Below are 23,875 nucleotides of genomic sequence, written 5' to 3'. Positions count from 1 at the left end.
AGAGAGCTCTCCTTAAAAGTCTGCTTCTTGGGCAGGATTATACTTGTTGAAGATCTTTTTGGAGAGAATTCATTGAAAGAGAACGTCCTTGGTCAATCCTTGATGAAAATAACGGAGCGGCCACCTGTAGTTTTTGTGCGGGGGGAAGGGTCGTGGTTGATCGATCAGGAAAGAGACCGTTATCTGGACTTTATTCAGGGATGGGCGGTGAATTGTCTCGGCCATTGCCCTCCGGAAATTGTTGGAGCGATCACATCTCAGGCGAAGACGCTTATTAATGCCAGCCCGGCTTTCTACACCGACAGAATACTGGAGCTGGCTGACAAAATTGTGGAGTGCTCCTGTATCGACCGGGTATTTTTTGCCAACAGTGGGGCCGAGGCCAATGAAGGAGCGATCAAGCTCGCCAGAAAATGGGGCTCTCTTTATCGGGATGGAGCTTTTGAGATCATAACGACGGAAAATGCATTTCATGGCAGGACGCTCGCCACGATGTCCGCTTCAGGCAAACCTCAGTGGGAACCCCTGTTCGAACCGAAAGGTTCGGGGTTCGTCAAGGTTCCCTTCAATGATTTTGGAATGATCGAGCGGGCGATAACTTCCCGGACGGTGGCAATCATGCTGGAGCCGATCCAGGGGGAGGCCGGGGTCGTTCCCGCAAGCCGGGATTTCCTGACGGGGGTGAGAGAGCTTTCGCAACGGAAGGGGATTCTTTTGATTCTTGACGAGATCCAGACGGGGATCGGACGGACGGGAAAAGCCTTCGGCTACGAACATGCCGGGATCGAACCCGATATTCTCACGTTGGGGAAGGGATTGGGGGGAGGGGTGCCTCTGGCGGCTCTTGGGGCAAAGGAGTCTGTTTGCTGCTTCGGTCCAGGCGAACAGGGCGGAACCTTCAATGGGAATGCGCTTATGACTGCCGTGGGCTCTGCTGTTCTCGATACGGTCATGCGCCCCTCCTTTCTCGATGAGGTTCGGAGAAAGGGAGAATTTCTCAAAGGTCGTCTCTCGGAGCTTTCTCTCTCTTTGGGTGAGGGGGAAGTTCGGGGGGAAGGACTGCTGATTGGCTGGGTATTAACCCGTGCCAATGCTGGTCAGATCGTTCAGGACGCTTTCAGGCGAGGTCTTCTGCTGAATGCTCCGAGGCCGAATATTCTCCGGTTCATGCCGGCACTCAATGTGAGCATGAATGAAATCGAACAGATGCTCTCGATTCTGGAAGAGGTGATGTCGGAGGGGTGAACGGAGCTGTTCAAGAATTCTTGATGATTTTTGGACACATCCGCTTCCCGTTTTATCATTAGCCTGTCAAAATCCGGTTATCCAAACAATCTGTGGTGTTTGAGATAGTTCGTGTGCGTGAAGTGTCCTTTGCAAGTTCCTCCCCCCTGATTCCAAGCTCAAATCAGTTATTACAGCAAGATCCGGGTTGTGGGTGTGTTCTCAACCATCGATAATGTTCTCTGTATTGTCGAGAAGATTATTGAGGAGGAGTCATGCACAAAATATGTGAGCCTTCGATTTTGTATTTTGGAACACCCGTTGTTCTGATCAGTACGCTAAATGAAGATGGAAGCCATAACCTTGCACCCATGTCGTCAGTGTTCTGGTTGGGATGGCACTGTCTGCTCGGATTGGGTGCGAACTCGAAAACCTCACAAAATCTTATCCGTACGGGTGAATGTGTTATCAATCTCCCGTCCATTCAAGAGGTCTCTGCAGTTGATCGGCTTGCGCTTACGACTGGCTCCAGCCCTGTTCCGGAGAGAAAAAGACTCAGGGGGTACAGATTTGAACCCGATAAGTTCGGGACGGCAAAATTGACTCCAGTGGCTTCCTTGGCAGTTGGTTCTCAGCGAGCTCTGGAATGTCCTGTCCAGCTCGAAGCAATCGTTGAATCGTTTCGTGACATAGCGGAAAAGAATCCGGGAGATCGTGGAAAATTTATTTGTTTCGATATGCGGATTCGACTTGTACATGTCGAAGAATCGATCCTGGTGAATGGAGAACCCAATCAAATCGACCCTGACAAGTGGCGGCCGCTCATCATGAGTTTTCAGAAGTTCTATGGTCTCGGAGGTCAAGTGTCTTCGTCCAGACTCTCGCAAATTCCGGAATCCATGTACCGGAGTCCGGACGAAGCAAGTGAAGTGTTGTAGGGAAATGACACAAAGTGTCTGCAGGAGATTGAAATGTCAGACTATGAACGCATAGCTGAAGCCATTTCCTTTATTGTCGACCGAGTCAATCGTCAGCCTCATCTGGCAGAAATCGCAGACCATCTGCATTTGAGTCCCTTTCATTTTCAGAGACTATTCTGCCGTTGGACGGGAGTCACTCCCAAAAGATTTTTACAGGTGCTCACGGTGGAGCGAGCCAAAGTATTACTCGATAGATGCAAGCCTTTGCTTGAAGTATCAGATTCTCTGGGATTGAGTAGCGGTTCGCGTTTGTATGACCATTTCGTTTGTTTGGAAGCCGTCACCCCAGGCGAGTACAAGATGGCGGGAAAGGGACTTACGATTGAATATGCTGTGCAGGATTCCCCTTTTGGAAAAGTTTTTATTGCCACCACGGATAGAGGGATTTCTAACTTTTCTTTCCTGGAAGCAGCAAATATAGATGAGCCTCTGACCAATTTATATAAAAGGTGGCCATATGCGATGGTGATTGAAAACAAGAAGCGGGCGCAATCGATCGTCGAGGCCATTTTCGGGAAAGAAAAAGCATTGGACCGCCCATTGTCTTTGTATGTCTCCGGGACAAATTTTCAAATCAATGTATGGAAAGCGCTATTGCAAATCTCTCCGGGAATGGTTGCAAGCTATTCTCATGTGGCAAAGTCTGTTGGTCACCCAGCCGCTGCCCGGGCCGTGGGACAGGCTGTGGGTGCGAACCCGGTTGCTTTCCTTATTCCTTGCCATCGAGTCATTCGGGAGTCCGGTGAGCTTGGGGGATATCGTTGGGGAGCCGTCCGGAAACATGCCATTCATGCATGGGAAGCGGCAAGGGGTGAATAGTTGAAGAGGAAGATCTCTTGCCCTTGTTCCATGTTTTCTCTCGCTGATCACGATCTTTGACACCGCTTCAGGCCAGATATCCGTTTTCCCGAAACCAGCCAAGTTCATCAGCAAGGGTCTCCTCGACAGATCGAAACGTCAGATCAAATTCCCGGCGAACCTTTTCCGACGAAAACTGACGCCCGTAGTCACTCCTCATAACCCTCACCGCCGCCAGACTGAGTAGAACAGGTTTTCCTGTGATGCGTGAATAGACTTCCTGAACGCCAGCGATTCCGAGGAGGAGCCAGGAAGGGAGGGTTCGAACAGGGGCTTTTTTCCCGGAGACCCGCTCCATTGCCTGAAATAGATCTCTCATCTTTATGGGGTGAGGTGCCGCGAGGTAGCGTTGTCCACTTTTTCCCCGTTCTGCCGCCGCAAGTGCGACTTGGGCGACGTCTCTGGCATCGACAAACGATAGCGCCGCATCCGGCACGCCTGGGAGCTTATTATTCATATAATCGAGGACGAATTGTCCGGCAGTTGTAAGCCCACGATCACCCGGTCCATGAATCCAGCCGGGCAATACCAATGTGATTTTCATGTCGTGGTGCGATTTTAGAAATTGGTAAACACTGGCTTCGGTTTCGATCTTGCTCCGGTAGTACTCATCTACCCTCCCGGGATTCTTCTGAAGATGTTCCTCTGTGACAAGACCATTCGGATTCTCACCGAGAACTGCAACGGAGCTGATGTGAACCATGTTCCGTATGCCGGCTTTATAGGATGTTGCCATAAGCCGCTCGGTGCCGAGAACATTGGTTTCATACAGCTCTTTCCAGTGTTTGCCACCTTTATAACTGTCTCCGGAAAGTGCTGCTGTGTGAAAAAGAATGTCTGTCCCTTCCAACTCCTCCTGGAATATCTCCGAATTTTTGATATTTCCAGTAACGATTTGAAGGCGGTCAGACGGAAGACCACTAAACTGTGCAAGTGCTTTTTCGGTATCGCGGACCAGCGCACGAACGTGATAACCTCTGTCGACCAAGAGACGAACCAGATTGTTTCCCAACAGGCCAGTGGCACCTGTGACGAAGACGGTCTTCATGTGATACTCCTGGGCAAGATGGTAGAGGAAGGTTTTTAAATACTATTTAGTATTTTAAAACCTATCGGTATGTAAATGTCAAGAAAAGTCCATCCACCAGCTGTGAGATAACGATGGTCCGATTAGGCAGGGCAGAAATGCGGGCAAGAACGAGGGAGCTTCTCCTAGTCTCGGCCCGCCAAGAGTGTGTCAGGTTGGGCATCAATGCTGCTTCAATTGATGTCATTGCCGAGAATGCCGGTTTTTCCAAGGGTGGGTTTTATTCGAACTTCAAGTCGAAAGAGGACATATTTCTTGCGCTACTTGAAGAACATCTGAATGCGGAAGTCGCAGCACTTTCCCGGCTGATCAGCGAAAGTGTTTCAGTCGACGATTTGCTTGCTAAAATCGACGAACTGTATACGAATCTTTTCACCGATCCAACGATGTGTGTGCTTTCGGTGGAATTTCAGTTGCTCGCAATGCGTAACGAAATCGTGCGCAAACGTTACCAGGAATTGTCGACACATCATCGAGCGACTCTGATCGAATTACTCCAAAACGCCATGATCCGCTTCCATACATCTCTTCGTTCAGATCCTGCTGAAGTGATCGATATCCTTACAGCCCTTGCGCATGGCCTCGTTCTTCAAAAGTCTGCAGGGACAGTTTTGGGAAAAAAGACCGATATTTCCGGGACAATGACTCAATATCTCCGGATGATGATCCAGAGTGATCAGTCGTATTGCTCTTGAAAAATTTTCTGTTGGGATGGAAAACGGACAACCCAATGATTTGATTGTCGAAAGGGATACACATTGAAAGTGCTCACGAATCTTTCCGACCTCTCAAAATCCGATCTGGTATCCCTTTCGGAGATTGTTTACCTAAGCACTTCCGTTCGAAAAAAGGAGGAATTGGGCGATCTTCTCCGTGTGGTCACTCATCTCATCCCAACGACCGGCGTTGTGGCCGGACTCCCGTCAAAAGATCCCCGGCACGATTCTATCATTGAAACCGAACGCTATATGAATGTGAGTTATTCCATTTCCTGGCTCACTTTGTACCAGGAGCGCAAATTTCATCTTGTTGACCCCATTTTTCAAAATCACTTCGAATATTTCGGAAGACAAGTCTGGTCAGAAACCTATAAAAGAGTTTCCACTATGGCCGAAAGGAAGTTTATTGAAACTTCCCTGGATTTCGATCTGGACGATGGGGTAACACTTGGGCAGAGATCCTATTCCGGCAAAGGTGGGAGCACGTTCTCCTTCGCCGGAAACGAAATTTCCAGACATTCCCGCCATCTGACCATACTCGATCTTCTTTCACCCCATCTTCACGCGGCTCTGTCGAATATCTTCCTCCAGAGCTCATCCGCTGCCGTTTCCCTGACAAATCGGGAGAAAGAGGTTTTGATCTGGATAAAAGAGGGAAAGACAAACTGGGAGATTTCCCAGATCCTTAAGGTCAGTGAGAGAACGATCGTTTTTCACATGCAAAACGCTATGCGGAAGCTGGGGGCCAGAAATCGTGTTCAGGCGATGGCAACAGCGCTTTCTCTTCGCCTGATTGAATGAAGGAGAATCACCGGATTGGGTACTACACTCCGGCTCGCAGCTGTCAATTCTGACAGCTTGTTCCCTCAGTGGGAAGAAGTTATTCTTTTTCCATAAAAAAGCTTGGCAAAATAAGGTGTCAACCATGCCATTTCAGGATTATTTGTCTTGATAACACTGGAGGAATCCATGTCCAAATCAACGAAGACATATTGGAACCCCATGAGCGTTGAAAGCTCGGGACAGTGGCGACCCGTCAAAGAATTGGAAGGAATGGTCGAAGAGCTGACATTGAGTATCGATCCTGTTACCGGGGAGTATACCCGACTGACCCGCTTTCTCCCGGGAGCCGATACAAAAGCGTTTGGAGGGAAAGCGCATCCATATCCCGAGGAAGTCTTCATTGTCAGTGGTCGGCTTCATGATCAGTCTTTTGATTTTTGGCTGGAAGCCGGCCATTATGCCAGCCGCCCGCCAGGTGAGCTTCATGGGCCTTTCAGTACAGATGTTGGTTGTGTTGTTTTCGAGGTATCCTTTCCGAATCGTGTCTCTGATGGTGGGACCACCTGAGATTTCGGGCGATGGATCTGTACTCAAAGCTGGGATCTCCTCAATTTGACTGGAGTCATCATGGCCGTTCTTTCGGTCACTCTTTGCATCATATTCATTACGCTTGGTCTTTGGCACTTCTATTGGGCAATTGGTGGTTCCCTTGGGAGGAATGCAGCGATCTCAGAGATCAACGGTCGACCGGCTTTCACTCCAAAAGCTCTGGCAACAGCGCTTATTGGTACAGCCCTTCTCTTTTCAGCCGGTCTGGTTGGGGCTTCCTCCAGACTGTTCGTAAGCCATGTTCCAGGCGACATTCTGGTTCGGTTCTGCTATGCCTTGGCTATTATCTTGTTTTTGAGGGCCGTTGGCGATTTTCGACTTGTCGGGTTTTTCAAGAGGGTGCGTGGCAGTTCCTTTGCACGACTCGACACACTGCTATATTCACCTCTTTGTTTCGCATTATCCGTCGGTGTTTTCCTTGTTGGCAGGGGATATGACTTTTGAGTGTCGGACAAACGCAACGCCTAAGAAGCCGAGAATCAATACCTGTCATTTTTCACAGCTTGTCCTTTCAATCGTAGGTCATTAGTCTGTCGGAAGCATCATCTTGGGGTATCCACTTGATTGCTTTGAGAAAATCACCGATCACCACTGCTCTGGAGGATAGGAAGGATCAATTTGGAGTGTTCGCACAGCATCTACGATGAGTTTGATTTGGAATGCTTGGCGTAATGGGGTTCATTCTCACCCTGCCAATGACTCGCACGGACATTGTCAATCTCGATCCAACTTTTGTGGGGGGGGTGGGAAGGAGGCAAGGCAATTGGTGCGACTGGTTTTGCGTCGGTACCTCACTGTTGGAAGGACTCTCTCAATGATCAAACTGGTTATGTGCGTTCGTCGTCGCCCAGATCTTTCCCGAGCCGAATTCCAAGACTACTGGTTCAATCATCACGGCCCTCTTTTCCGGAAATTTGCCGAGACTTATAAGGCCATTCGGTATATTCAGAGTCACACGATCAATACGCCATTCAACGACAAGGTAAGGAAGGTCAGAGGAATGTCAGAAGAAGAATATGATGGCATCGCCGAAATTTGGTGGAAGTCCGAAAAAGATTTTATTGAAGCGATTTCTTCTTCCGAAGGAGAAAAGCTTCGAACGGTCTTTCTTGAAGATGAAGCAAAATTTCTGGACTTCACCCGATCGACCGCCTTTTTTACCGAGGAGCATGTTCTTGTTCCTGTAGGGGATTGATTTCACATTTTGATATTCTCCAAGGCTATTATCGGATCCATATAGATTTCACTCTAACCTTTCGATCTGTCGCTGAAGAGACAGCTTTCGGAATCACCAACGTTTCGACAGACCAAGTTTTTCTTGTTTGCCAGGAAGTTGGGAATCGATTTGCAGGACAATGATCTCCTCAGAATCGGACCCTGGTCTATGACCCAGCATGCGGCGAAGCGGGAATCCTTTCCGGTTTTATGGAAGGGACGCTACGAATGGATGACAACTGAAAAATCGGCTTTGGCGACAGGGGGGATATGCTGGGGAGATTGTTAAGGCGCATACGTGCTGGCGATAGAAAGCTTGCCCTGTATCATGGAGAATTTTCTAACGTTCCGGAAACCATTCTGGTGACGAGTAAAAGTTTTTTAGACAAGGCTCAGATACCAGATCGCTTTACTCAATCCGGAGACAGTCTATCGCCGAATCTCGAATGGAAACAGTTGCCGTCCGGGACCCGGGATATTGTCGTGATCGTCGAGGATCCCGACGCTCCGCTGCCAAACCCGTTCGTTCACGCCATCATTTACAACCTGTATCCCCCGATGGCTGAAATCCCGGAAGGCGCGATTCCAAATACGTCCAGCATTCAAGAGCGTGAGCCCCCTCTCCATGTGGGCAAGAATACTTTTGGGCAGACGGTGTATCTGGGTCCAGCCCCAATCCCCGGCCACGGACCACACCATTACTATTTTCAGGTCTTTGCACTTGATTCTGTACTGACTTTTCGCCAGCCCCCGAATCGTAAGGATATTATTCTCGAGATGGGCGGTCATGTCCTGTCAAAGGGATTCTTGGTGGGAACGTACGAAAGATAGCCGGATCGAAGAGGCTGCGGAGGGGGAGAAATTGGGGATGTGGGGAGGGAGACGGCAATCCGCCCGTTTCATTCAGCTCTAATCGACTTGAGGGAGGAGCCGGTCGACGGATCAACTTCAGAGAGAAGCAGGAGAGAAGATGCAAAATGAGATTTTGATCAGGCTTGAGGCAGGTCCCGAACGGCAATATATTCTCGATCCTTTCTATGCTGAAGGACTGAACCCTACGATTTCGGAATCGACTCGTTGGAAGAGGCCCGAAAATAGGTTTTTTCCTTCACAGGGTGGTACAACGAAGAGCACCGCCTCAGTGCCATCAAGTTTGTGACACCTTCACAAAGACATAGTGGGAAAGATCTAGAGATTCTGAATCGAAGAGAGCGGATTGACCAGGAAGCACAAAAGAAAAATCCTGAACGATGGCTTGGGAAAACTCGAGACTGGACTCCTATCGGAAAAGTGACTTTGAATCCTCAAAAAGAGGTGGCCAGTAACGACCCAAGTTTGAAAGAGGAAAAGTCCAAAAAAATGCGACAGATTGCTTGACAATTACCGCGCGAGTGCAACAAGTTCTGGAACGCCTTCTGCCGGTAAGCTTGCGCTTCAGAGGGATGCGGTTCGACATTCAGACTGCTGCCACGCCTGAGTCTTGCCAGATCAAGACGATTGCCTGTCCGGTCTTAACAATCAGCGCCGAAGACGACAGGTTCGGCACGGCCAGTCGGGCAAAGCATATCGCCACGAGCGTGCTCGACGGCAGGGCTGTCATATTTCCGACCGGCGGTCATGCACTGGTCGGTCACTCTGCCGACGCTCTGCGCGAGATCACATCCTTTCTTCAAGTTGGCGCTCCATACATCCCACCCGTTGGTTGAAGGAAATAACAGGAGGTCAGATGTCCCGCTGGGGTTTTTGAACAAGGTGTCTCTCTGAAAAACTGGAATCCTGTCAACGAGTGAAAGCGTTCTCGCTTGTCCGACTCCTAGGTATTGTTTCTCGTATCGATACGTTGTTGCGATCCAAATTGGACGGCGGTCTCAGTGGGTGGTGCAGTGATTGTCCTGATCTGTGTATTTGTTGCCAGTAGATTCTCGCTATACTGTCTGACTGGGCTGTTTTTCACATTCAATTGATCCAGTGTGCGTTGTTGTTTGACAAGGGGGTTCACCAAATCGTGCTTATTGAAAATCCAATGATAACTGATCAAAAAAGGAGGCATGACCAATGGCTCAAATAAAGATCTACGGGATCAAGGAACATCTGATTCCTCTTCGGGGTGTTTTGTCGAAAGTGATACACGAATGTGTGATGGAGGCACTCCATTTCCCTCCTGACAAGAGAGCACATCGCTTTTTTCCCATGGATAAGGAAAATATGCTCTATCCGGAAGGTCGCAGCGACGCCTATACCATCATAGAAATTTCAATGATTGAAGGTCGGACCGTTGAAACGAAAAAGAAATTGATCAGGTTGCTCTTTGACAAGATTATGGATCGGGTTGGCATCGGATATCAGGATATTGAAATTTGTATTCATGAGAGTTCTGCTTGTAACTGGGGTTTTCGCGGGATGCACGGAGATGAAGTTCAGTTGAGTTACAACATAAACGTTTAGGCCAGTCCGAACAGGGGCGAATGTTTTTTTTGAAAGCCTCCGGTGTTCGGATCAGGGTGTTCTTTAGTTGTGTTTTCCCCTGTTTTAGCGGGTATTTTTTGCGGTTATGGCATACTCGGTGGGCTGTTTTTTCATCTCCCCGGAACCCCCCCGAATGAATAAGGATGTTTTCATGAAAACGAATGCTCAAGAGTTACAGCAGTTGATCGAGTCTGCTGACGATGCAATCAATCGGAAAGATTTCGACGAGCTGATGAAGTTCTATTCTGATGATGCGACATTGGTTGTCATGCCCGGAAAAGAGGTAAGCGGAAAGGATTCTATCCGAAGGTCGTTTGTCTCTATCTCCGAGTATTTCAATCACAGTCTGGTGGTGACGCAAGAAAAAATGGCTGTCATCGAGGCGGGTGACACGGCACTTGTCCTTGCCAATACGCGGCTCAAGGCAGATAACAAAACGGATTCTCCCTTTTCCGTGAATCGAAATGCCACTTACGTATTCAAGAAGTGGAATGATGACTGGCGTTGTGTGATCGACAACTCCTACGGTACTGAGTTGATTTGCAGCCCAAGTCCCCCAACTCTGCATTTGATTTGTGGAAAAATGGCCTCTGGAAAATCAACACTGGCAGGTAGACTTGCCTCTGAGCCCAACACGGTTCTGATCAGTGAAGATGAATGGCTGAGTCGGCTTTATCCGGGTGAGATAACCACTCTGACGGACTATGTGAGATTTACGGCCAGACTTCGGGATGTGATGGGCATTCATGTTGAAACGTTGCTTCGTGCGGGGAACTCTGTCGTGCTGGATTTTCCGGCAAATACCCTTGATAGCCGGCAATGGATGAGTGACATATACAGAAATGCCGGTGTGGTGCATTGTCTGCACTATCTTGATGTTTCTGACGAAGAATGCAAGACACGGCTGAGTCGTCGTAATGAAGACGGCTCTCATCGATTCAATACAAGCGAAGCTGAGTCCAATACGATTGCCAGTGATTTCGTAGCTCCATCTTCTGACGAGGGGTTTCATGTCATTCGATATGATGGGCACTGAGTCCGGATAAAAAGAGAAATCTCTCTCGCTTTTTATCCCAAGGGAACGATTGGATAGGGTGGCAAGATGTCATGTGAAATCAGGGGAGACCGCGTCAATCTCTCGGGAAATGCGGTGACGTTCATGACGGGAGAGATCAATATGCCAATCTTTCCCGCTACCCGGTAAGGAAATTCCTTCGGAAGAGATCCGGACATGGTCGATATCAGGGATCTTTGATCCCCATAATGAAAAAGGACCCTTTATCCTTCGCTACCTCTCCGATATTGATGATGGGACCCTGTCGATGGAGAATCTTGTCCGGATGGTGAATTCGTTGAACTGGTACTGTCTTTTTCTTGGATGCTCCTCTACTTCACGACTTCTTGCCGGCATTTGCCATTTTGTGCTTGTAGGATGATAAAGCTTCGACCGCTCGTTTTTGCTGATATAGGGACTATAAGGGGCTGGCCGCCTTACCCGATGGGCTTTGAATGCATGGATTATGCCTTGAGAAGCAAAGGCTGGCTGGCTGGATATATGACGAAGCCGGATACTTGGTGTTTTGCCGCTGAAGAGGCAAGCGAACTTGTGGCTTTTACAATTCTGTCCAAAACGGGACCACTTGAGGCCGAGTTTCGCATTGCTTTGCGGGCCGATCAAATCGGGCAAGGGTTTGGAAGAGCCATTGCAACCCAGACGCTTGCAAAAGGCTTTTCGGAAATCGGGCTTTTCAGAATCCATTTCATCGTGAGAAAAATCAACCCAGGAGCCATTCGATTATACGAACGTCTTGGTTTTGTCGGGAGAGGGGAGTGTTCCAAAAACATCGATGGGAAGGAGACGCTGTTTCTGGTCATGGATATATCGAATGTGTCTTATCAAAAACAGAGGTTGCCCGAATGAACCGCGCATTATTGGTGATTGATGTTCAAAACGAGTATTTTTTCGGAAAACTTCCGGTTTCTTACCCTCATGGGGGCCTGGAAAACATTTTGAAGGTAATGGATGTAGCGACAGAAAATCATGTTCTTGTTGTGGTGATACGACATGCGGCCAAGTCGGAATCTTCTCCTGTCTTCCTGAAAGGGAGTCTTGAGTGGGAGCTTCATCCCGAGGTTGAAAAGCGTCACCGGGACGTGTTGATCGAAAAAAACTGGCCAGACAGTTTTTTTGAAACCACACTGGAAGAGTATCTCAAAAGCAACAAGATCGACCATATTACCGTGTGCGGGTACATGACGCAGATGTGTTGCGATACAACGGCGCGACGCGCCTTCCACTCAGGCTATTCTGTCGAGTTTCTTTCTGATGCTACAGGAACTTTATCCTTTAAAAACGAAGCTGGTTTTGTAACGGATGAAGAACTGCATCGGTCAATCCTGGTCATCCAGGCGAGTCGCTTCAGCAAGGTCATGAAAGCCGACGAGTGGATCGAGGGGATAATCCGAAGACAAGTCCTATAGAATAACCGTTAGAGGGTGGATGGGATCATGTTTTCAGCCGAAACAAGTCAGTCCTTGGGCGTATAAGAGGATATTGCTGAAAGTAGAAATGAAAAAACAGAACGCCATGATTTTCCAGGAAAACAAGACATCAGGAAGGATTTCGGGATGAGACGGACCCGGAAAATAACGATACTGCTTACTGTCCTGGCTGTCTTGCTTGTTCTCGTTCCGACCGTTGCCATCCCCATGATCCGCCGCATGGAAACGCATCACCAATTTTTGCTTGTTCATGGAATGAACGGGCAAGTAAATAGAGTTGAGGTTTACTGGCAGGAGCCATCTGCAGAAGCCGAAGAGGGGAAAAAATCAAAAATACCCGGTCATTATCTATGTGCATGGGATGCAAAAAGGGGATAAGCCAGGAGGACTGGTGTTTGTCAAATCGGGCATTCTTGGCTCTGATGCGAAGAGGGGATATTTCTCCGTGGCGATATCGCTACCCGGTTATGGACAATCGGATGGTGCTCCGGATTTCTGTGGAATGGCCTCACAAAAAAGTCTCGATGCAGGATTGACGTATTTTCGCCAGCGCCCGGATATTGATCCAAAGCGAATAGGGATCGTCGGCATCAGCTGTGGGGCGACTGTTGCGGGGATGGTGGCCTCACGAAACAAAGTTGCTGCTTTGGTGCTGATTTCCGGGTTCTATGATTTTAAGGAGATGGTTCAAAAATGGCAGACCGCCAAATGGAAGATTCCTTCCGGCATCAAAAAAGAACTGGAACATAATATCGCGATGGATGGGGGGATCGAGAACTCCACGGCTCTTCGCTCCCTGCTTCCCCATATTTCACATCTGACAATGCCCGTCCTTGTGATTGCGGGGGGACAGGATCGCATTATTGATGCCGGACAAAGTGAAACGCTGCACCGTCTCCTGGACGGGCAAGGCACTCCGAATATCTTTATCCTTGACGGTACGGCAAACCACCATATTCCAGTGAAGGATTGGCGCAAGCCAGAAAAGGACTTTCTTGATACCCGGCTCTCGAATTCCCTTCGATCGCCAAAGCACTGAAGATACTTCATCAATCTTTATCCTCTTACCCGCAACGGGTAAGAGGATCGATCTCAACCCGTCACGGAGAATGGAAATGGACTCTTTCCTCAATCACCTTGGGCAACCTGTCGGATTTCCGGTCGATAACTGGCAAGCTCCGGATCCGCCGTCACGGGCGCCCCTTTTGGGGCGCTATTGCCGGATCGAACCGCTCGATACCGGACGTCATGCCGTCGATCTCTTTTTTGCCTACGGACTCGATTCGGAAGGTCGTCTCTGGACATATCTTCCCTATGGCCCTTTTGAGACATTGAAGGACTTTTCCCTGTGGATGGAGGAAGTCTCAAAGCCGTCTGACCCGCTCTATTTTGCCATCATGGATTCCGCTACGGGAAAAGCGACTGGGATCGCGGCCTTCTTGCGAATTGATCCAAAAAACGGATCGATCGAAGTCGGATGTCTTTGTTTTTCTCCGTTGCTCCAGCGCACTGCCATCGCGACTGAAGCCATGTTTCTGATGATGGAGTATGCTTTCTCCCTCGGATTCCGGAGGTGCGAATGGAAATGCAATGCGCTCAATGCTCCTTCACGCGCTGCGGCCGAACGGCTCGGGTTTATATTCGAAGGTTTTTTCAGACAGGCAACTGTCGTCAAGGGACATAATCGTGATACCGAATGGTACTCGATTCTCGATTGTGAATGGCCCGATTTGAGGGTGAAGTTTCTCAAATGGCTCGACCCGGAGAATTTCGATTCTTTCGGGCAACAAAAAAACCGGCTTAACCTTCGAAGGAATTCCCCGGAAAGGGATTCCAATATCGACCGGATTGACCGTCAAGAGGAGAAGGCATGACCGATCTGAATCATTTTGCACCATCCGGCAGGATCACTTTTAAACGGAAGCCTCAGAGAGGAACCTACGACCGGGATGCCATTTACGCAATTCTGGATGAAGCGTTCCTGTGCCATGTGGGATTTGTGAGGGAAAAAGCGCCATTTGTGATCCCGATGGCTTATGCCCGGATCGGAGATATGCTGTATCTGCATGGTTCCCATGCCAGCCGGCTTGCCGATGAGGCGCGGACCTGTCAGGAGATCTGCGTCACGGTGACGCTTCTTGACGGACTGGTTCTGGCTCGCTCGGCTCTCCATCATTCCATGAACTACCGTTCTGTGATGATTGTGGGCCCCTGCTCTCTTGTTAAGGAGAATGAGGAAAAGCTCCTTGCCATGGGATCTCTTGTGGAGCATATTCTGCCGGGACGAACGGCCGATTGTCGACCACCGGATGACTCTGAAATTCGTCGGACGGCCATTATCTCCCTCCCCATTCATGAAGCTTCGGCGAAGATCCGGTCCGGCCCTCCTGAAGATGCCGAGAAAGACTTGGACCTTCCTTTTTGGGCGGGAGTGGTGCCGCTTTCCTTCGTTCCGGGAATGCCTGTTCCAGATAAAACAGATGACAATATGCCTGAACGGTCTGCTCTCTACGTCCAGACACTGAAGGAACGCTCAAAAGTTCGCTGAAAAGAAGCGGGTCTTGTTGTGACCAGAAAGGGATTTCAATGACCATTCATGATGAAGCAAGACCACCCTTTCCTCCCTTTACCAAAGAAACGGCTCTCCAGAAGGTCCGGATGGCGGAAGATGGGTGGAACTCAAGAATTCCTGAGAAGGTGGCCCTTGCTTATACGCTCGATAGCCAATGGAGAAATCGCTCCGAGTTTCTGGTCGGACGAGAAGAGATTGTCAGGTTCTTGGCCCGAAAGTGGAATAGAGAGCTTGAATATCGATTGATCAAGGAGCTTTGGGCTTTTGATGGGTCGCGTATCGCTGTGCGATTTGCCTACGAATGGCACAACGATTCGGGAAGCTGGTTTCGTTCCTACGGAAACGAGAACTGGGAATTCACCATGAACGGTCTGATGTCCCGGCGACTGGCATCCATCAATGATCTTCCCATCGGGGAGGAGGAGCGGAAGTTTCATTGGCCTCAGGGTCGACGTCCGGACAATCATCCTGGACTCAGTGATCTTGGACTATGAATGCTGGTGTTAAAGATGCCATTTCTAATATTTGGAGAGCGGCGATGATCGAGAAGGGTTTTGCGGAAAAATTTGCACGGGACTGGATTGAGTCATGGAATAGCCACGATCTGGATCGGATCCTTTCTCATTATTCGGATCAGTTCGAAATGTCTTCCCCTAAAATCATCCAGATTGCAGGGGAGCCATCCGGAACACTCAAGGGCAAGAGGGCGGTCGGAAGTTATTGGAGAAAGGCTCTTGAGCTTATTCCCGATCTCAGGTTCGAGCTTGTTACAACATTGATCGGTGTTGGAAGCATCACTCTTTACTACAAGAGTGCAGGCGGGCAGCTGGCTGCGGAAGTTTTTTATTTCGGTCCCGATCATAAGGTATTCAAAGCCTATGCTCATTATTCCCTGAAATGACTTCCTGTTTCCTTTATGTTTCATCGCAGAGTCATGGATCATCTTGGAAGGTGGAGGGGAAGCTCATGGCTTTGAACAGCCAAAACATGAATGACAACACGACTATCCGGATGATTCCAGGAGAGGAACTCTTTTTGATCATTCCCTTGTTGCGAGTGCTGAATAAGACGATTCCGGAGACTTTACTGCGGGAGCGACTCAGCGAAATGGTTGGGCAAGGGTATCAATGTGCAGGTTTATATGATGAAGGGCGATTGATCGGTATCTGCGGATTGTGGATATTGACAAAATATTATGTGGGAAAACACATTGAACCTGACAATGTGGTCATTCTGGAGGAATATCGCGGCCGAGGGTTCGGCAAGAGGCTCATGGCTTGGGTGCAGGAATATGGCAAATCGCAGGGTGCAATTGCAAGCGAACTCAATTGCTACATGTCAAACGAAAGAGGAAACGCTTTTTGGGAAAGGGAAGGCTACCAGAAAATTGCCTGGCACCTCCAACGTCCGATCCGATGAGAATGCCATTTTGGAGATGAGATGAAAAGTCCGGTTATTCAGATTGAAAGGACAGGGTGCGCAATTGCGTCCGTTGCCGCACTTGCCGGAATCTCCTATCCGGAAATGAAGTCTATTGCCAATAAGCTCGGCATTTTTTCCAACGATAAACGTTTGTGGTCGGAGACATCCTATATCAGAAGAATGCTTGATCGGGTCGGTTTGAACGCTGATTCCGGAGAAGTTCCTTTTTTCTCCTGGGAATCTCTTCCGGATCTTGCACTTTTAGCAATCAAATGGCATTTGGTGAAAGGGCGTCCATTCTGGCACTGGGTCGTGTTCGTCCGAGAAGATGGGCGATCCTTTGTCCTCGATTCCAAAAAAGGACTTCGGAATAATATCAGGATGGACTTCGGTCGTATGAGACCCATGTGGTATATCCGGGTTGATGAGGGTCCTAAGGCAACTGAGTAAAGACTTCTTTTCTCAAAGTAACAAGACAGGATCCAAGTCAGATTTTTTCACAATTATTAAGGATTGTCTGTTCGGCCATGGAGTCGTCTCTTGATCGAGCGGTTTATGGATTTCTTCTGAGCGATATTGGAATGAGGTCCTGTCTGATCGGCATGGGATTTATTGGCGCACTTGACCTATGGGTGCGACCCTTTATAGCTGTATGGTGAATGATTAAGGGTATCGATCCGGTTATTTCTTTCGCCAGGGGGTGGGGTTAGCCCAAAAACCGAAATTGATTTTAAAACCGGCCCTCGCAAGAGGGGTAAAGAGAGGGAGCCTTCATTTTTGAAGGGAAGGATTCCCCACCGCATCCCGATCTAATGGCCAGAAGAGGGAAAACCGGGGTCGTTTTCGGCTTTTTCCGGGTTTTCCCCTCTCTTTTGGACGCAGGTCCCCATCCGATCCGGTCGGGTGCGTTTTCAGGGAGGCGTGGACGAAGAGGGAAGTCTTACGGACTTCCTTCCCGGCACCAGAGCCGCCAGCACCTCTCCCGAAAGCTCCGAAAGGGGGCCAGAACATCCTCCGCCACCTTGAGAACGAGAACGCCCGCATGACGCACCACTTTCCCGGCCATCTGATAGATCTGCCATCGGACCGTCTGGACCTGGGCCCGCTTGAAGCTCTCGGCCAGAATCTGTCCCCGGAACAGGAGAAAGAGGTTGTAGGCCAGCACTCCGATCCGGAAAAAGATCCCGTTGGCTTTCGTGTCTCCACTGGGCATCCGCTCCATCCCGAACCCGATCTTCAGCTCCTTGATCCGGTTCTCGGAATCCTCTCCCCGCTGCTTGTACCAGGCCACGACCCATTCGGGGATCTCCTTGTGGCTGGTGGCCAGGACCTTGTATCGGACATCGGGAGAAGCCTCTTTTTCTCCTTCCTCCTCCATTCCCGGCAAAGGGATCTGCACCCGCCGGCGCACCACGATGAGCCGGAAGGCGTTGTGGGTTTTGTTCATCGTGTGCACCGTCTCGGCGATATGACCGTCCTGATAGGGCCTCCAGTCGCTCTCGGGGATCCTTCCGATCGCCGCCCGCACCGCCACATCCAGATCGGCTCCGATCACGAACCGGATTCCCCGCTCCTGGCAGAAATTGATGACGGAGGCCTGGTACGACGCGCTGTCCGCCCGAAACCGGGCGATCCGGATCCCTGCCGGAAGACGCCGGAGGCAGTCCTTCAGAAACGGAACATGGTCCGCTCCCGGAGAGACGTTCCCCTCCCGAAATTCTTCGTGTATCACCATCCCGGAGAGTTCCTTCACGTGCCCCACCAGAGGCATGTACCCCTTCTCCCCCTTGTAGGTCCACAGGGCTTCGGCCTTTTCCGCCACGATCTGGCTGGCATCGATGTCGAGGGTCACCTCCCGGACCCAAGACAGGCCGGCCTTCTTCCACCTCTTCCGAAGTGTCTTGCCCAGAACCGACAGAACCCGGGCGATGACCGACTCCAGTGCCGACAACCCGGTGTCGGAAGCCCCCATCCGCCGGAGCCACCGGCCGAACGCGTCCGTCGACGGCACCTCTCCGATACCAAGAAGCCCCAACAGTCCCTTGTCCCGGGCGATCATCCGAAGGTCACAAAGGCTCCGTCCTCCGCCTTGCAGCATCAGCAACAGGGGGACCACATAGGACGAGGCTCTGTACCCCGCTCCGCTTCCGGGCTTCCCGAAGGCCCGGTCAATCTTCTTCTTCAGTCCGAGAGACTGAAGAAACTCCCCAAACAGAACCAGCCCCGCCTGAGAGGTGATCGTGTCGTCGGTCGATTCGAGTTTGAATGGAAGAACGGTTTGTCGTACCATGAAGTCGCCCCTTTCGTTTCACCCTTCGGGTGGGTAAATGGTTGTCTTTGACAACATCCATTTTACCAGAAACGACAAGGGGTTTCTTGTTTTTTTCCTCACTTTTTCTCTTTCAATCGCGGTTCTTGGGGTTAAGGGTCAGAATCGAAGCCTGATTTTTGGGATTAGGGAATGGGACAGTAGGAATAGTCGTGCTGTAGTCGATAGAGAGGGGAGAGATGGCCTTTACTCTGGAAGAGGTCGTTCCATGGGGGCGATCTTTTGAGGAATACCGAAACATGTTTGATCTTTCGGACAAAGATCTTGCTGAACGGATTCTGGGTTGTGCTGACGGGCCGGCAAGCTTCAATGCGGAGATGGCAAAGCGGGGAGGAAAGGTGATTTCGGTAGATCCGATTTATCGCTTTTCCCGGGAAGAGATCCAGGGACGAATCGATCAGGTTTTTGAAACAGTACTCGATCAAACGCGTAAAAACGCCCATGAGTTTGTGTGGAAGAGGATTCCTTCGGTTGAAGCTTTAGGTCAGACCCGCCTGTCGGCCATGCAGGATTTTTTGGAAGACTACCCTAAAGGTCTGTCAGAAGGGCGCTACCTTGAGTCCTCGCTTCCTTCTCTTCCTTTTCATGATGGGGAATTTGGAATTGCCCTCTGTTCCCATTTTCTTTTCCTTTATAGTGCACATCTCTCTCTCGATTTTCATCTTCGCTCAATCCGGGAATTGTGCCGGATCGCTCGGGAGGTCCGCATATTCCCCCTTCTCGAACTGGGAGCCGTTCCCTCTCGACACATGGATGAAGTTCAGCGAATTCTTGAAAAACAAGGTTATCAAACTTCGATCGTTCCAGTCGATTACGAATTTCAAAGGGGGGGAACACAAATGTTGAAGATCAATCAATAAGAGCTCTTTTTTTAGAGTTTATTCCACACTTATCTCTGATATCGACGTCAACTGTTAGAAAGCCGGAGCGTGAGGGATTGTTCCAATCGGTCTACCCCTTAGGTTGCGGACTTTTTTCGTGAAGACCTTTTATTTTTGATATTTGTCCATGGACAAAAAGAGCAAATATGCCGATATGAAGGGGGAGGGAGATTCCAAGAAGACTTGATCGATCTCCTTGCTGCAGTGGAATAAGGCTTTTGCTAACTCTGCCGGGCATGTGTTAGATTCAGAAGAGATTTGCTTATGGTGTTTCGGGGATTTTGCCATTTATCAAAGTGCATTGTTAATGCCGAATGTTTTCATCATGGTGTGTTAAGTTGAACCTTGTCTATGGATGTTCTGCTGGTTTTCCCCGTTTGATTTTCTGATCCTGTTACAAAGTGCAGATAAGGAGAATCCATTGAGTCAGATTGATAGTCTCATCCTTCAGGTCGGTACAAACCAGATGGAGTTGGTGGATTTCAGAATGTTTCAGGAGGATGCTGATGGATCCCAGCGTGAAGGGATTTATGGGGTTAACGTATCCAAGGTGATTGAAATTATCCAGCTTCCTGGTTTTATTACACCCGTTCCGGACGGAAACGAATATCAGGAAGGAATCATTAATCTCCGCGGTCAAGTTATTCCGGTGATTAATTTGGCAAAATGGATGAAGATCAAAGAGCCTGCCTGTTTGGCCCAAATGACCAAACAAATCATTGTTACGGAGTTTAGTGCCGTTCGCTTGGGCTTTATCGTTCACAAGGCCGCTCAAATCAGAAGAATCTCCTGGAAAGATATTGTGCCGATCACAATGGCTCGTTCAGGCCGTTCGAAGGAAAGCAAGGTGACCGGAACGGTAAAGCTTTCTGAGGAAGAAGTTCTTCTGATTCTGGACTTTGAGTCGATTGTTGAAGAGATGGGCATCTTTACCCGGCAGGAAGAATATTTGGAGCAGATGCCCCAGACCAAAAGCCTGGACCAACGTTATATTGTAGCTGCTGATGATAGTCCTGTGGCATTGTCAATGGTCGTGAAGGCATTGAAGAAGAAAGGTTTTAGCGTTCTGGAAGCAAAAAATGGCAAGGAAGCGCTCGAGATCCTGAAAAAAGAAGTATCCGCTGATCCTGAGCGTAAAATTGGAAACAGGGTCTCCCTTCTGATTACCGATGTGGAAATGCCAGTCATGGACGGCTATACCCTGACAAAAGAGGTTCGGGCAAACCCTGAGCTGAATTCCTTGACGGTATTGGTCCATTCATCCATGTCGGGAACCGAGAATGTGAGAAAGGGACTTGAGGCAGGCGCAAACGAGTACCTTGTCAAGTTTGACCCGGTTATTTTTGTGGACAGGATTGAAAAACTGCTGACTACTGTTGATCCAAAGGGAAAAAAGTAGTTTTATGGATAATGGTTCGGTTGAGGCCCATGATCTTATTGAGTCTGTTACTGAAGGACTTGAAGAGCGTGAACATAAACGTGATGCATGGAATATTCGTGTTGCGCTGACAACTTCGTTGTTGGCCGTTTTTGCCGCACTTTCAAATCTTGAATCCGAGCAATGGACTTCCGAAGCGATCCTTCTGAAAAATTCGGCCATCTTTTTTCAGGCAAAATCTTCCGATCAATGGTCTTATTACCAAGCAAAAAAAATAAAGCTTCATATGTCTGAAAATCAGCTAAGGATGGAAACTCTCGTTCTCAAAAAATCTCAAGCAACCGTGGAGAAAGAGAAATTTACGAAGCTTATAGATAAATATAATAAGCAAGTGAAGCAAATCAAACACAATGCTCAGGATTTTGAAAAACAGAGAGATGCGCTGAATCTGGAGTCTGACGCTGCTCTTCGCCATCATCGGGCATTTGCCTTGAGTGTAGTTTGTTTTCAGATTGCAATTGTGTTGACTTCCATGGCGGTGATGCTTCGGAGATCTTCTTTGTGGTACACCAGTATGGCACTCGGTGTTTTTGGTATCATCGCATTTATTAACGGGTTTGTGCTGTTCTTCCATTTGGGAAAATTGACAAGATGATAAAAGAACCACGAGTGTTTCGGTATCTCCCTAGAACCCTTTCTTTAGGGCTGTTTTTTTTGGTTGTTGTATCTGCTTGCAGCCATTCGGATGGATCTGCTCAAAAAAAGACTACAACCCAAAATGCGACCGATTCGAAGTCAGCCCAGCAGAGTCAAGAGACGAAGCAGGCAACAGACAAGAATTTGGTTCCGTATTTTAATCGTCCACCAGTTGGGACTCCCATCGAGACGCATTAATATAGGTCACTCTGATTCGTTTTCCCCTTTTCTCCTTTTGACTTTCAAGTTGTTCCATGTTACAAAGACCGGATGAATAATCTTGATCCGACGTTTAATCTTGAACAAGAAATCCGTGTTTTGCTTTCTCCCCTTGGCATTGAATTGCACTCTTTGGATTTGCCAAAAAGGCAAGGGGGGGTTGTCAGAGTCACATTGGATGAGCCGGGTGGCATTAATCTTGATCGCCTTGAAATCGCATCAAGGAGAATCGCTGATCTCCTGGACTTGACCGATCCGATCCCTTTCCGGTATCGATTGGAAGTCGGCTCACCAGGTCTCGATAGAATTCTGAAGGTGCCTGAAGAACTTTTTGTCAATGTTGGTCGTACCGTCAAGATAAAAACAGTGAATCCGGTGAATGGGCAAAAAGTTTTTAGAGGCAAGATTGAATCAGCTGATTCTATCGGTGTTCGTTTGACCGTACCATCCGGGAAGAAGTTTGTTACAGAATCGATACCACTGTCAGAAATCAAGGAAGTTCAGGCCCAGTTTTGGGAGGATGCTCCACCCAAGGAAGAAAAATAGCAGGAGGAGGAATACGGTTGTTTTTTAACCGTTGAAGCCATGGTTAATCAGGAATTGCTAAGTGTTCTGGATCAGCTCCAAAGAGAAAAAGGAATCACTCAGGAGACGTTGGTCAGCGCTCTCGAAGCCGCATTGGTTGCTGCAGCCCGAAAACGGTATGGCGGGGGTGACAACTATCAGGTTGAGGTCAATCATCGCACTGGTGAAATCCAGGTGCTGCAGACCAAAAGGATTGTTGAGCATGTCGAGTCACCAGCCGAAGAAATCTCTCTTGAAGAGGCGAAAGCTTCAGATCCTGAAGCAGAGATCGGTGATGAGATTGGCAGCTATCTTGAGATTGACGACTTTGGCCGTATTGCTGCACAGGCAGCCAAGCAGGTTGTCTTCCAGAAAGTTCGTGAAGCTGAATGGAATGTTGTCACCCGTGAGTTTGGTGGGCGCCAAGGGGATATCATTAACGGCGTTGTCATCGGCCATGAACGAAAAAACTACATTGTTGATCTTGGGAAAACAGAGGCGATCCTGCCTTTTCGGGAGCAAATGCCCCGGGAAAGTTTCCGGAGAGGAGATCGGATCAAATGTCTTTTGCTTGATTTGAGAACGACAAGCAGAGGTCCTCAGATCATTCTTTCTCGCACTCATCCTGATTTTGTGGCAAGGCTTTTTGAAAAGGAAGTCCCAGAAATTTCTGAGGGTGTGATAGAAATTCGCAATGTTGTCAGGGAACCAGGCGAGCGAGCCAAATTTGCTGTTTTCTCAAAGGATCCAAATGTGGACCCGGTCGGCTCATGTGTTGGTGTCAAGGGTGTTCGTGTTCAGGCTGTCGTACGGGAACTCCATGGTGAGAAAGTCGATATCATAGAGTGGAGCCCGGATCCTGCAACCTTCATTTCCAGAGCACTGTCTCCGGCAAAGATTCAAAAAGTTGCGTTCCGTGAGTTGGGTGGTGAAAAAGTTGCGACCGTTATCGTTGCTGACCAGCAGCTGTCCCTCTCCATTGGTAGGCGGGGACATAACGTCAGGCTTGCAGCAAAACTGACCGGATGGAAAATTGATATTTTTAGTGACAGCCAGGTAACGGGGGACTCCGAACTTGCTCAGTCGATCGATCCAGGACGACTGTTGCGTAATAATGCAGAGAGCTCTGATTCAACCCCGAAACTTCTTGAGATAGAGGATCTGCCTGGAATGGGCGGAATTGTGGCTGAAATTCTCAGAGGTGCCGGTTTCGATACTGTGGAAAAAATAGCAAATGCTGATTTGGCCTCTGTTTCCTCTCTTCCGAAGTTTGGACCAAAAACAGCAGCAAAGCTTATTGAAACGGCCAGGGATTTTCTTGGACTTCAAAAGCCTGAGATGAATGTTCACGATACAGAGGAATAAGGGAGT

At 49.0% G+C, this 23,875-nt stretch carries 28 protein-coding genes; 26 read left to right on the top strand and 2 right to left on the bottom strand.

Going from position 1 to position 23,875, the window contains the following annotated elements:
* The first annotated feature begins 102 nt into the window (after positions 1-102).
* The 3 genes from LFE_RS08300 to LFE_RS08290 all read left to right on the top strand — a co-directional run bounded on the left by LFE_RS08300 (position 103) and on the right by LFE_RS08290 (position 3,023).
* Positions 103-1,245 carry an acetylornithine transaminase gene (locus LFE_RS08300; protein WP_041774939.1) on the top strand — a complete coding sequence of 381 codons (1,143 nt, stop codon included), beginning with the start codon at positions 103-105 and terminating at the stop codon, positions 1,243-1,245.
* A 254-nt stretch (positions 1,246-1,499) separates the two neighbouring features.
* Entirely contained in the window at positions 1,500-2,162 is a 663-nt protein-coding gene (locus tag LFE_RS08295) for a flavin reductase family protein (RefSeq protein ID WP_041774257.1), read from the top strand.
* Positions 2,163-2,195: 33 nt separating this feature from the next.
* Positions 2,196-3,023 (top strand): methylated-DNA--[protein]-cysteine S-methyltransferase, encoded by an 828-nt coding sequence (locus tag LFE_RS08290; protein ID WP_014449776.1) that lies wholly within the window; start codon positions 2,196-2,198, stop codon positions 3,021-3,023.
* 67 nt (positions 3,024-3,090) lie between these two features.
* Here LFE_RS08290 and LFE_RS08285 read toward each other — a convergent pair whose 3' ends face one another.
* A complete protein-coding gene (locus LFE_RS08285) occupies positions 3,091-4,110 on the bottom strand; it encodes an SDR family oxidoreductase (RefSeq protein WP_014449775.1) in 1,020 nt (339 codons plus the stop codon).
* Between the two features lie 113 nt (positions 4,111-4,223).
* Between LFE_RS08285 and LFE_RS08280 the strand changes: the two genes are divergently transcribed.
* The 18 genes from LFE_RS08280 to LFE_RS08185 all read left to right on the top strand — a co-directional run bounded on the left by LFE_RS08280 (position 4,224) and on the right by LFE_RS08185 (position 16,887).
* Complete coding sequence (locus LFE_RS08280) at positions 4,224-4,844, top strand: TetR/AcrR family transcriptional regulator (RefSeq protein ID WP_014449774.1); 621 nt, start codon at positions 4,224-4,226, stop codon at positions 4,842-4,844.
* Positions 4,845-4,913: 69 nt separating this feature from the next.
* Entirely contained in the window at positions 4,914-5,669 is a 756-nt protein-coding gene (locus LFE_RS13165) for a LuxR family transcriptional regulator (protein WP_232502596.1), read from the top strand.
* Positions 5,670-5,837: 168 nt separating this feature from the next.
* Positions 5,838-6,218 (top strand): cupin domain-containing protein, encoded by a 381-nt coding sequence (locus tag LFE_RS08270; RefSeq protein WP_014449772.1) that lies wholly within the window; start codon positions 5,838-5,840, stop codon positions 6,216-6,218.
* Between the two features lie 60 nt (positions 6,219-6,278).
* Positions 6,279-6,704, top strand: coding sequence for a DUF3995 domain-containing protein (locus LFE_RS08265; protein WP_014449771.1), 426 nt, complete (start codon positions 6,279-6,281; stop codon positions 6,702-6,704).
* A gap of 370 nt (positions 6,705-7,074) precedes the next feature.
* A complete protein-coding gene (locus LFE_RS08260) occupies positions 7,075-7,455 on the top strand; it encodes an EthD domain-containing protein (RefSeq protein ID WP_041774936.1) in 381 nt (126 codons plus the stop codon).
* 290 nt (positions 7,456-7,745) lie between these two features.
* Positions 7,746-8,306 carry a YbhB/YbcL family Raf kinase inhibitor-like protein gene (locus tag LFE_RS08255; protein WP_014449769.1) on the top strand — a complete coding sequence of 187 codons (561 nt, stop codon included), beginning with the start codon at positions 7,746-7,748 and terminating at the stop codon, positions 8,304-8,306.
* Between the two features lie 1,224 nt (positions 8,307-9,530).
* Entirely contained in the window at positions 9,531-9,920 is a 390-nt protein-coding gene (locus tag LFE_RS08235) for a tautomerase family protein (RefSeq protein ID WP_014449765.1), read from the top strand.
* Between the two features lie 172 nt (positions 9,921-10,092).
* Positions 10,093-10,977 (top strand): SgcJ/EcaC family oxidoreductase, encoded by an 885-nt coding sequence (locus tag LFE_RS13730; protein WP_014449764.1) that lies wholly within the window; start codon positions 10,093-10,095, stop codon positions 10,975-10,977.
* A 489-nt stretch (positions 10,978-11,466) separates the two neighbouring features.
* On the top strand, positions 11,467-11,862 hold the full coding sequence (locus tag LFE_RS08225) for a GNAT family N-acetyltransferase (protein ID WP_158310257.1): 396 nt from the start codon (positions 11,467-11,469) through the stop codon (positions 11,860-11,862).
* Positions 11,859-12,422, top strand: coding sequence for a cysteine hydrolase family protein (locus LFE_RS08220; protein WP_014449762.1), 564 nt, complete (start codon positions 11,859-11,861; stop codon positions 12,420-12,422). The genes LFE_RS08225 and LFE_RS08220 overlap by 4 nt, the downstream gene beginning before the upstream one ends.
* A gap of 147 nt (positions 12,423-12,569) precedes the next feature.
* On the top strand, positions 12,570-12,821 hold the full coding sequence (locus tag LFE_RS13160; RefSeq protein WP_014449761.1) for a hypothetical protein: 252 nt from the start codon (positions 12,570-12,572) through the stop codon (positions 12,819-12,821).
* Positions 12,805-13,482 (top strand): alpha/beta hydrolase family protein, encoded by a 678-nt coding sequence (locus LFE_RS08215; RefSeq protein ID WP_148272598.1) that lies wholly within the window; start codon positions 12,805-12,807, stop codon positions 13,480-13,482. Before LFE_RS13160 ends, LFE_RS08215 begins: the two co-directional genes overlap by 17 nt.
* 76 nt (positions 13,483-13,558) lie before the next feature.
* Complete coding sequence (locus tag LFE_RS08210; protein ID WP_014449759.1) at positions 13,559-14,317, top strand: GNAT family N-acetyltransferase; 759 nt, start codon at positions 13,559-13,561, stop codon at positions 14,315-14,317.
* Positions 14,314-14,991: a pyridoxamine 5'-phosphate oxidase family protein gene (locus tag LFE_RS08205; protein WP_014449758.1), complete on the top strand. Its 678-nt coding sequence runs from the start codon at positions 14,314-14,316 to the stop codon at positions 14,989-14,991. The genes LFE_RS08210 and LFE_RS08205 overlap by 4 nt, the downstream gene beginning before the upstream one ends.
* 38 nt (positions 14,992-15,029) lie before the next feature.
* The gene (locus tag LFE_RS08200; protein WP_014449757.1) at positions 15,030-15,509 is read left to right on the top strand and encodes a nuclear transport factor 2 family protein; all 480 of its coding nucleotides are present in this window, start codon (positions 15,030-15,032) and stop codon (positions 15,507-15,509) included.
* Between the two features lie 44 nt (positions 15,510-15,553).
* Positions 15,554-15,916: a nuclear transport factor 2 family protein gene (locus LFE_RS08195; RefSeq protein ID WP_041774251.1), complete on the top strand. Its 363-nt coding sequence runs from the start codon at positions 15,554-15,556 to the stop codon at positions 15,914-15,916.
* A gap of 65 nt (positions 15,917-15,981) precedes the next feature.
* Positions 15,982-16,434 carry a GNAT family N-acetyltransferase gene (locus tag LFE_RS08190; protein WP_014449755.1) on the top strand — a complete coding sequence of 151 codons (453 nt, stop codon included), beginning with the start codon at positions 15,982-15,984 and terminating at the stop codon, positions 16,432-16,434.
* Between the two features lie 21 nt (positions 16,435-16,455).
* The gene (locus tag LFE_RS08185; RefSeq protein ID WP_014449754.1) at positions 16,456-16,887 is read left to right on the top strand and encodes a hypothetical protein; all 432 of its coding nucleotides are present in this window, start codon (positions 16,456-16,458) and stop codon (positions 16,885-16,887) included.
* 490 nt (positions 16,888-17,377) lie between these two features.
* Here the strand turns inward: LFE_RS08185 and LFE_RS08180 are convergent, their stop codons facing one another.
* Complete coding sequence (locus tag LFE_RS08180; RefSeq protein WP_014449753.1) at positions 17,378-18,727, bottom strand: IS1380-like element ISLefe1 family transposase; 1,350 nt, start codon at positions 18,725-18,727, stop codon at positions 17,378-17,380.
* Between the two features lie 218 nt (positions 18,728-18,945).
* Between LFE_RS08180 and LFE_RS08175 the strand changes: the two genes are divergently transcribed.
* The 5 genes from LFE_RS08175 to nusA all read left to right on the top strand — a co-directional run bounded on the left by LFE_RS08175 (position 18,946) and on the right by nusA (position 23,869).
* Complete coding sequence (locus tag LFE_RS08175; protein ID WP_014449752.1) at positions 18,946-19,626, top strand: hypothetical protein; 681 nt, start codon at positions 18,946-18,948, stop codon at positions 19,624-19,626.
* A 442-nt stretch (positions 19,627-20,068) separates the two neighbouring features.
* A complete protein-coding gene (locus LFE_RS08170) occupies positions 20,069-21,046 on the top strand; it encodes a chemotaxis protein (protein WP_014449751.1) in 978 nt (325 codons plus the stop codon).
* Between the two features lie 4 nt (positions 21,047-21,050).
* Positions 21,051-21,680 (top strand): DUF4337 domain-containing protein, encoded by a 630-nt coding sequence (locus LFE_RS08165; RefSeq protein WP_014449750.1) that lies wholly within the window; start codon positions 21,051-21,053, stop codon positions 21,678-21,680.
* A gap of 311 nt (positions 21,681-21,991) precedes the next feature.
* The gene (locus tag LFE_RS08160) at positions 21,992-22,486 is read left to right on the top strand and encodes a ribosome maturation factor RimP (RefSeq protein WP_014449749.1); all 495 of its coding nucleotides are present in this window, start codon (positions 21,992-21,994) and stop codon (positions 22,484-22,486) included.
* 39 nt (positions 22,487-22,525) lie between these two features.
* Complete coding sequence (gene nusA / locus LFE_RS08155) at positions 22,526-23,869, top strand: transcription termination factor NusA (RefSeq protein ID WP_050989508.1); 1,344 nt, start codon at positions 22,526-22,528, stop codon at positions 23,867-23,869.
* The last annotated feature ends 6 nt before the right edge of the window (positions 23,870-23,875 follow it).

It is taken from the genome of Leptospirillum ferrooxidans C2-3 (genome assembly GCF_000284315.1).
GTDB lineage: Bacteria > Nitrospirota > Leptospirillia > Leptospirillales > Leptospirillaceae > Leptospirillum > Leptospirillum ferrooxidans.
This window is presented reverse-complemented; position numbering and strand designations above follow the sequence as displayed.